Annotated in this window: 9 protein-coding genes; 6 read left to right on the forward strand and 3 right to left on the reverse strand. The window is 74.1% G+C overall.

Annotated elements, in window-relative coordinates; genetic code table 11:
• The first annotated feature begins 243 nt into the window (after window positions 1-243).
• Window positions 244-2388 carry a helicase-related protein gene (locus DT057_RS32870; RefSeq protein ID WP_128566228.1) on the forward strand — a complete coding sequence of 715 codons (2145 nt, stop codon included), beginning with the start codon at window positions 244-246 and terminating at the stop codon, window positions 2386-2388.
• Between the two features lie 319 nt (window positions 2389-2707).
• Window positions 2708-3355 (forward strand): SOS response-associated peptidase, encoded by a 648-nt coding sequence (locus DT057_RS32875; RefSeq protein WP_128566229.1) that lies wholly within the window; start codon window positions 2708-2710, stop codon window positions 3353-3355.
• Between the two features lie 28 nt (window positions 3356-3383).
• Here DT057_RS32875 and DT057_RS32880 read toward each other — a convergent pair whose 3' ends face one another.
• The 3 genes from DT057_RS32880 to DT057_RS32890 form a co-directional block, all read right to left on the reverse strand.
• Window positions 3384-3647: a hypothetical protein gene (locus DT057_RS32880; RefSeq protein ID WP_128566230.1), complete on the reverse strand. Its 264-nt coding sequence runs from the start codon at window positions 3645-3647 to the stop codon at window positions 3384-3386.
• 161 nt (window positions 3648-3808) lie between these two features.
• The gene (locus DT057_RS32885; protein ID WP_238314330.1) at window positions 3809-4120 is read right to left on the reverse strand and encodes a phage holin family protein; all 312 of its coding nucleotides are present in this window, start codon (window positions 4118-4120) and stop codon (window positions 3809-3811) included.
• Window positions 4121-4443: 323 nt separating this feature from the next.
• On the reverse strand, window positions 4444-4791 hold the full coding sequence (locus tag DT057_RS32890) for an ArsR/SmtB family transcription factor (RefSeq protein ID WP_128566232.1): 348 nt from the start codon (window positions 4789-4791) through the stop codon (window positions 4444-4446).
• Window positions 4792-4898: 107 nt separating this feature from the next.
• Between DT057_RS32890 and DT057_RS32895 the strand changes: the two genes are divergently transcribed.
• From DT057_RS32895 to DT057_RS32910, 4 genes are all read left to right on the forward strand, one after another.
• The gene (locus tag DT057_RS32895) at window positions 4899-5645 is read left to right on the forward strand and encodes a glucose 1-dehydrogenase (RefSeq protein WP_128566233.1); all 747 of its coding nucleotides are present in this window, start codon (window positions 4899-4901) and stop codon (window positions 5643-5645) included.
• Between the two features lie 702 nt (window positions 5646-6347).
• Complete coding sequence (locus DT057_RS32900) at window positions 6348-6554, forward strand: DUF3606 domain-containing protein (RefSeq protein WP_128566234.1); 207 nt, start codon at window positions 6348-6350, stop codon at window positions 6552-6554.
• A 338-nt stretch (window positions 6555-6892) separates the two neighbouring features.
• Complete coding sequence (locus tag DT057_RS32905) at window positions 6893-7672, forward strand: lytic transglycosylase domain-containing protein (RefSeq protein WP_244937423.1); 780 nt, start codon at window positions 6893-6895, stop codon at window positions 7670-7672.
• A 324-nt stretch (window positions 7673-7996) separates the two neighbouring features.
• Window positions 7997-8227: hypothetical protein (locus DT057_RS32910; protein WP_203236445.1), on the forward strand; the 231-nt coding region annotated here is incomplete at its 3' end.

Genomic DNA, 8227 nt, shown 5'->3' on the forward strand with positions numbered 1-8227 from the left:
CCGGAGTGACGCGGTCCCCGCCGCCGAGGGGTCTCGGCGGCGACGCCTTGACGATCCGGGTCGCCACGCCATCTCGGTGACGTGCCGGCCGCGCGCGATGGCGCCGGATCTCCGCGCACCGGTTCGGCCGCTCAGGCGCCGTCCCCGCGTCGGGGCACGGTCCGTCGTCGGGGCTCTGGGGAGCCTCCCGCGCCCCGAGACCGCCTTCTCATCCGCCGCAACGGTCATCGGGATGGTGCTCACATGGCGCGCCGGCGCATCCAGCTCACGATCGACATCCTGAGCGAGACCCTCGCGCGGCTCGGGCGCGCGAGCCGGTCCGTCGACCTCGAGGATCTGCGCGTCCATCTCGGCCTGCCCGAGCACGACGGCGCCGCCGAGGATGCCCGCGTGGCGCGGGCGCTGCGCGAGATGGCGGCGCGGCGCAACTTCGCCGAGCACGGCATCGCGGCACTCAAGCAGAGCGTGCCGACCCTCCGGGCCGTGATTCAGAAGGACCGGCCGCTCGCCTGGATCATCCGGGTCGCCGTCCCGCTCCTCGACGACGGCCGCATGGACCTGCGCCTCGAGGTGCAGCCGGACGCGGCCGCCTCCGACATCCTCCAGGACATGGCGCGCCGCAACGACCCACATTGGCGCCTGGACGCGCTCCGCGCGGCAATCGCCGAGGTCGCGGCCGAGACGGCGCGCTCGCTCAGGAAGCCGGTGGAGCGGCTGCGCGAGCAGGTGCGCGCCGACCTGCGCGAGGTCGGCGCCGACGCCGTCACGTACATCGCCCACCTGGACCGCGCCCTGCGCTCGCGCCCGTTCGCCGTGGGCCCGAACGTCGCCCGCTCGCTGAACGATACCCTCAAGGGGGTGCGGGCCCGCGCCAAGGTCGTGGCGCGCGAGGACGCGCGCCTGCGCCGCCTGCGCGATCAGGTCGGGTTCGGCGCCTACATCCAGAAATTCCGCGCGGCCCGCCGGCTGAACCGGCGCATCGTCTTCCACATGGGGCCGACCAACTCGGGCAAGACCTACGCGGCGCTGGAGCGGCTGGAGGCGGCGCCGACCGGCACCTACCTCGCGCCATTGCGTCTCCTGGCGCTCGAGAACTACGAGGCGCTGCGGGAGCGGGGGCTGAGGGCCGGCATGGTCACCGGCGAGGAGGTGCTGGGCGAGGACGATCCCACCCACACGGCCCGCACCATCGAGACCGCCGACCTCGCCCGCCCGGTCGACGTCGCGGTCATCGACGAGATCCAGATGCTGGGCGACCCCGACCGCGGCTGGGCCTGGACCAACGCCCTGTTCGGCATCCCGGCCGCGACCGTGATCGTCTGCGGCTCGGACGACGCCCTCTCGCACGTGCGGCGCGCGGCCGAGGCGGCGGGCGAGTCCCTCGAGGTCGTCGCCTTCGCGCGCAAGTCCCCGCTCGTCCTGGTGGACGAGCCCGTGCCGCTGGAGGCGGTCGCGGCGGGCGACGCCGTGGTGGCCTTCTCCCGCCGGGCCGTGCACGAGAACCGCGAGGTCCTGGTGGCCGCCGGGCACAGCGTCGCCACCATCTACGGCGCCCTCTCGCCGGAGGTCCGGCGGGCCGAGGCCGCGCGGTTCCGCTCGGGCGAGGCGCGCGTGCTCGTCACCACCGACGCGATCGGCATGGGCCTCAACCTCGGGCCGCTGCGGCGGATCGTGTTCTCGGCCGTGCGCAAGTGGGACGGCACCGGGGAGCGGGCGCTGTCGAACGCGGAGATCCGGCAGATCGCCGGCCGGGCGGGCCGGTTCGGGCACCAGGAAGTCGGCTACGTCGCGGCCGTCGACGCGGGCGGGATCGAGCCGATCCGGGCGGCGCTCGCGGGCGCGCCCACGGCGCCGGCGGCCGACACCCGGTTCTACGTCCGCCCCGATCTGATCGCGATCGATTCCGTGGCCGCCGAGATGCGCACGGACAGCCTGCGCGAGGTCATGACGCATTTCGCCCGCGCGACCTTCTACGCCGGCTCGCCGTTCCAGCCCTCCGCCCTCGAGGAAATCCTGGAGGTCGCCCGGATCGTCGACCGGGCGCGCCTGCCCATTCACGAGAAGTTCGCCTTCTCGGTCTGCCCGATCGACCGGCGCGACGAGATCGCCATGGGGATCCTCGAGCGCTGGACCCAGGCTCGCGCCGCCGGATCGAGCGTGCCCGCCCTGCGGGCGAGCCCGACCGGGGAGCTCGACTACCAGGAGCGGACGGTGAAGCTCGCGAGCGCCTACCTCTGGCTCTCGCGGCGCTTCCCCGACACGTTCGACGACGTGGAGGCGATCCGGGCGATGCGCGGCCGGGCGAATGAGGCCATCGAGCGTCACCTCCGCGACACCGCGACCCGCAAGGCCGAGCGTCGGTCGCGCCGCGCGGGTAGTGGCCGATGAGGCGCTGCCGGCTGCCGTGACGCCCCGGTGGCGTCCGGCGCATGGCTGCGCGGCGGAATCGCACGGCTCCGCGCCGGATTCGCGCTTGGCGGATGGTGCAGTGCAGCGTAAACAGATCGGGCACGGTCGCGATGGCGTCGCGGTCGTGCTGCCCTCTTTGGGCGTTTCCTCCCTAGACTTGGGGGCCGCTCGCGAGAGTGGCCCTTCTCTTTTTTGGGGAGGCATCGGGCCGGGGCCGCGCGACGCGGTGGCCTGCCCGCGACGCCCGCCGCGGTCCGAGGGGCTGGTGTCCCGGGGCGAGTCTGGTTAGCGTCGCCGCGTGTGCAACCTCTACAGCCTGACCCGGTCGCAGGACGAGATCCGGCGCGCCTTCGCGATCACCCGCGACGAGACCGGCAACCTGCCGCCGCTGCCCGGCATCTTCCCCGATCAGTTGGCGCCGGTCGTGGTCCAGGACGGTGCGGAGCGCGCGCTCACGATGATGCGCTGGGGCTTCCCCTCGCCGCCCGGCAAGGGCCCGCAGCACCCGGTCACCAACGTCAGGAACGTGGCGTCGTCCTACTGGCGCCCGTGGTTCAAGCCCGGATTCCGCTGCCTCGTACCGGTCTCCTCGTTCAGCGAGTACGCCGACACCAGGCCCCGCAAGACGCCGGTGTGGTTCGCCCTCGACGCGGCGCGGCCGCTCCTCGCCTTCGCGGGCATCTGGCGGCCCTGGACCGGGGTGCGCGGCCCCAAGCGCGACGAGCCGGTGGCGGAGGAGCACCGCCTCTACGCCTTCCTGACCACGGACGCGAACGGCGTGGTCGGGCCGGTCCACCCGAAGGCCATGCCGGTGCTGCTGACCACGCCCGAGGCGTGGGAGGCCTGGCTCTCGGCGCCGGCCGAGGAGGCGCTCCGGTTGCAGCGCCCGTTGCCGGACCACATGATGGCCGAGGTGGCGCGGGGCAGGCGGGCGGACGGCGAATGACGGCCGCTCCCTCCGGACGCGCGGCCGCTCAGTGCCCCGACGCTTGCCGGAGGGCCGCCACGACGGTCTCGACGAAGGCCTCGCCGTCGGGCGTGAAGGTGATCTCGTCCTCGCTCAGCGTCGCGAGCCCGCGCGCCTCCACCTCGGCGGCGCCCTCCGGGTCGGCGCGGTGGCCCTTGCCGTCCTGACGGATGACGGAGCGGATGGGCTGCCCGCTGATCAGGTGGTGGTAGGCCGCGAAGGCGAAGATCGACAGCGCGCGGTCGGACAGGTCGTGGGTGTTGGCCGCCATTTCCGGATTTCCTCCTCAGGGTCGATCGTCGGGCCGTGCCGCGGTCCGGGACCGCCGGACGGCCCGGGTCAGCCTCAACGCGGCGGAATGTCATCGGTGCGGGACGCGCCGTGATGCACAGCGCCGCAGTCCCGGCCGGCGCCGCGCGCGGCATGCGCCGGTCAGGCGCCGACGGAGAACATCCTGCGCAGGCCCCAGGCCGCCAGGCCGGCCGCCGCGACGACGAACGGGGCCGCGACGATCACGGCGGCGAGCCCCTCGGATCCGGTCAGCCACGCCAGGAGCTTGACCAGCGCGACGAGGAACATGAATCCGCCGCAGCACACCATCACGAGTGCGCCCCCGAACGAGGAGCAGAGCAGGCCGACGGTGCGGGCGATGCCGTCGATTTCCAGTTGCAGCAAGTACAACTGCTTGGTCGCGAGATCGGTCGCCTGCTGCACTGCCTGGACCAGCAGCTTGATGGTGCTCACGTCCCTCGCGCGGTCCATGGCGGTGCGTGTGCTCCGGAAGCTCAGGTCACGGCAACCGCCAGGCTTGCCGGTTGTTCCAGGAAGGCGCGCCGTCACCCCCGGTCCCGTCGCCGGGACGCGCCTCCGTGTCGGCGCGCCGCCATGCCGGCGCTCGGGGCGGGAAAGCCGGGTGGCGCGCCGGGATCGCCCCGGAGGCTCGCCGATGGCGCCCCGGGGCGGTCGGGCAGGGCGCCCGCGGCAGGCTGCCGTCGCGCCGCGATCGGCCGCGCCGCGCGGCGGACGGCATCCGCGCCGCACGGCAGGCCGCGCCGGCCCCGCTCGGCCTACGGCGCTGCCGCCGCGGGGGCGCCCGAGCGGGCGTAGGCGTGCAGGATGGCGGACAGGAGGCCCGGAAAGCGCGCCTCCACCTCGGAGCAGCGGGAGTGGTTCCGCATCTCGACGCCGTGACGCTCGCAGCGGATCAGTCCGGCCTCGCGCAGCACCTTGATGTGGCTGGACAACGACGATTTCGGAATCACCCGGTCACCCACCGCGGAGACGGTCGTGCAGGCCTCGACGCAGCCCGCCCCCGTGATCCGGGCGAAGATCGCGGCGCGGACCGGGTCCGACAGCGCGTGCAGGATCGCCTCCGGTTGAACGTCCTCGAGCGCGGGGTGGAACAGGGGCCTCATGTTTCATCCATATGGGGGCTTGATCCGCGCCGCGTTAGTTCCGAAATTCCGAACTATGGGACGAAGCCGGCCATCCCGCGGTCGGCCCCGGTCGGAGGTTAGCACACATGTCGAAGCTTGACGGCAAGGTCGCGGTTGTGACCGGCGCATCCAAGGGCATCGGCGCTGCGATCGCCAAGGCGTTGGCGAGGGACGGCGCCGCGGTGGTGGTCAACTACGCTTCGAGCAAGCCGGGAGCCGACGCCGTCGTCGCGGCCATCGCTGCGGCCGGGGGCAAGGCCATCGCGGTCCAGGGGGACGTCTCGAAGGCCGCAGAGGCGCAGGGCCTGATCGAGGCCGCGGTGACGCAATTCGGCGGGCTCGACGTACTGGTCAACAATTCCGGCGTCTACGAGTTCGCGCCGATCGAGGACGTGACCGAGGAGCACTACCGCCGTCTCTTCGACGTCAACGTCCTGGGCGTCCTGCTGGCGACCCGGGCGGCGGCGAAGCACCTCCGGGACGGCGGCAGCATCGTCAACATCTCGTCCGCCGTCACGAGCGTGCTTACGCCGACGACGGCGGTCTACAGCGGGACCAAGGGAGCCGTGAACGCGATCACGGGCGTCCTCGCCAACGAGCTCGCTCCGCGCAAGATCCGGGTCAACGTGGTCAGCCCGGGCTTCGTCGTGACCGAGGGCACGCATTCCGCCGGCATCGTCGGTTCCGACATGGAGGCCGGGCTCGTCGCGCAGACGCCGCTCGGCCGCGCCGGTCAGCCGGACGACATCGCCGGAGTCGTGGCGTTCCTCGCGTCCGACGATGCGCGCTGGGTGACCGGCGAGGAGATTACCGCCAGCGGCGGCATCCGCTGAAGCGCGGCGGCGCGTGCGGCCGCGACCGGTTCTCCGTCCGGACGGGCCGGCGCGGAGCCGCTCCGGGCAGCCGGCGCCCGGCCGGGGCGACCGGGTCGGCGCCCCGGCACCGTGGGGCGCCGGGCGCGCGGTGCGCGAGCGCCGGGCCCGGCGGGCGGGGCCTACTGGCTCCCGCCGCTGCCGCCGGTGCCGCCGCCGGCGGAGTTCGACCGGGGCTTCGTGTTCTCCTCGGCGTTGCCCGAGGCGGCCGACGACCCTCCGGCCGGACGGCCCTGCGCCAGCACGGGCCCGGCAAGGACAATCAAGGCGGCGCTCAGTGCGGCAACTCTTCTCATCGGCGTCACTCCCGTTCTTCGATGCGCCGTCGAGATGCGGCGCCAGGACGGGCTAACGTTCCACGTGGTGAGCGGGTTCTTCGACCCGCGCCGATTTCGCGCCCCGACCGGGAACGACCATCGCGGCCGACAACAGAACGCCCAGCGGAGGGTTAGGACCTTGCTGGGCGCGCTGCAGGGGATCGGTACCTGCTGGAGTGACAACGTCGGACGCGGGCCGTCCGTTCCGCGCCGCCGCGCGGATGGTGTCGCGCCGGCGCGGGCCCGGCGGGGCACCGCCTTGCGCGGCGGGCCGTCCGCCCGCGGCCGCGCTGGACATCGACGGAACCGGCACCAACTGCACCGGGCGCAGACGAGGAGCGGCAGCATGACCGATGTGGACCACGCCGAGCCGGCCGGCGATCCCGGCGCCGTGCTGTTGGACGGGCCTCGCGCCCGGGCCTTTTGGGCCCGGCGGTTCCAGGTGCCCGTCGAGCAGGTCGAGGCCGCGGTCGAGGCGGTCGGGCCGGATCCCGCGAGGGTCGCCGCCCGCCTCGGCAAGCCCTGGCCCTACGAGGGCAGCGGCATCGTCTGACCGCCGCCGCACCGCTTGCCCGCGGCCGACGTCGCGGCGGCCCGCGGCGTGGCAGCGTGGCGCTGCCGGGGCGGACCGCCGCGACCGGAAGCGACCCGGGCGCCGGCGGGTTCAGGTTGACCAATCAGTTCCGCCGTCCCTCAAACTCGCGTGGACTGGTTGCCCTGAGGCTCATGATCGGGGAGACCAAGTACGGGGACAACAGCGTAGGGCCCGGCTCCGCCATTGTAGCGCCACGTCCGGCATGCAAACCTCATCCTGACAGGCGGCTACCCGTGCCGGCTGCCGTTCAAAAGCGTGATCGCGGCCTCGCTATGCGTCCCCTGCAGCAAAGAAGCGTGTCCGCGTATCGCGCCAGCATGGCGAGGCGGGGTCTGGCCCGGGCGGCCGGCCGGGGGCTCGCGCAGCGAAGCACCCTGCTTGCCGCCGCCGCGGCGGCGGGCCTGCTCCTCGTCCCGACGGGCGTGCTGCGGGACGACGTCGCCGGCGGCCCATCCCACGCCGCCGCGGCAGCGCCACCGCCCGCGCCGGGTCCCGCCGTCCCGCGCATCGTCTCGCACACCCTGGCGGAAGGATCCGCCGGCTACGCCGGCGGGCTCTCGAGCTCGGGCCGCGAGGTCCGCTTCGAGCAGGCCGCCTTCCGGACCATCGAGGACGCCTGGTCCGCCGCCTTCTTCGGGGACAGGCAGCGCATGGGCGAGTTCATCGAGCGCTCCGCCGGCGCCAACGACCTCCCGGTCGAGTTCCTCACGCGCCTCCTGACGCAGGAGAGCGGCCTGAACCATCGCGCGGTCAGCCGGGCGGGCGCCCAGGGCGTGGCCCAGTTCATGCCCGCCACCGCGGGCGAGCGCGGCCTCGTGGACCCGTTCGACCCGTTCGAGGCCATACCCAAGTCCGCCGAGCTCCTGCGGGAGCATCGGGCGCGGTTCGGCAGCCTCGGCCTGGCGGCGGCGGCCTACAACGCGGGGCCGCGACGCGTCCGCGACTGGCTCGAGGGCCGCGCGCCGCTGCCCAAGGAGACCCGGGACTACGTGGCGCGGATCACCGGCCGGACGGCGGACGATTGGCGCCAGAGCGGCGATGCCTACGCGTTCGCGGCCCCGGTGCCGACGCGCTAGCCCCGCCGGTCCGCGCCGCGGCTCGTTCTCGGACCACCGCCGCCCCGTCGCCCGGCCGGCCGGGCTCCGCGGCGCCCCCGCCCGTCCCGGCCCGTACCCGGCCCCCCGGTGATCGGCCGCGCCGCGTGGCGCCTGCCGGATCTGCATGAGATCGCGGCCCCTGATTCAGTCGTGATTAACCAAACCCTGTCTCAATGAAGCTCGGTTAAGGTTGTTCTTCCCTGAACGGCAAGTCCACTCGGCACGGTCCTGGCTCGCGCCTTCACGGCCCCAGCCACGGTCGGGGGGCGCCCGTGCGGGAACGCGTATCCGAGTAGAGCCCGCATGTATCACGACGCGTATCCGTCAGGCCGCCGCGGCGAGCGCTCGCCCCGTCCCCGCACCCGCCGCCGCCTGCTGCTGGCGGCCGCCGCCGTCGCCCTCGGTGGGGGCGCCTGGGCCGGCCTCTCCTCCCCCTTCTCGGTCGACCCGGCCCCGACGGCCCGCCCGGCGCCGGCCGGCCTGCTCGTCCGGGAGGTCGCGGCGCCCGCCCGTGCGGTCGCGGCGCCCGCCCGT

The organism is Methylobacterium crusticola (assembly GCF_003574465.1).
In the GTDB taxonomy this organism is placed as follows: domain Bacteria; phylum Pseudomonadota; class Alphaproteobacteria; order Rhizobiales; family Beijerinckiaceae; genus Methylobacterium; species Methylobacterium crusticola.

What these genes read in the sequence shown, in the direction of transcription:
- DT057_RS32870 (WP_128566228.1), top strand. Translation starts at nt 244, where the DNA reads ATGGCGCGCCGGCGCATCCAGCTCACGATCGACATCCTGAGCGAGACC.
- DT057_RS32880 (WP_128566230.1), bottom strand. Translation starts at nt 3,647, where the DNA reads ATGGCGGCCAACACCCACGACCTGTCCGACCGCGCGCTGTCGATCTTC.
- DT057_RS32890 (WP_128566232.1), bottom strand. Translation starts at nt 4,791, where the DNA reads ATGAGGCCCCTGTTCCACCCCGCGCTCGAGGACGTTCAACCGGAGGCG.
- DT057_RS32895 (WP_128566233.1), top strand. Translation starts at nt 4,899, where the DNA reads ATGTCGAAGCTTGACGGCAAGGTCGCGGTTGTGACCGGCGCATCCAAG.
- DT057_RS32900 (WP_128566234.1), top strand. Translation starts at nt 6,348, where the DNA reads ATGACCGATGTGGACCACGCCGAGCCGGCCGGCGATCCCGGCGCCGTG.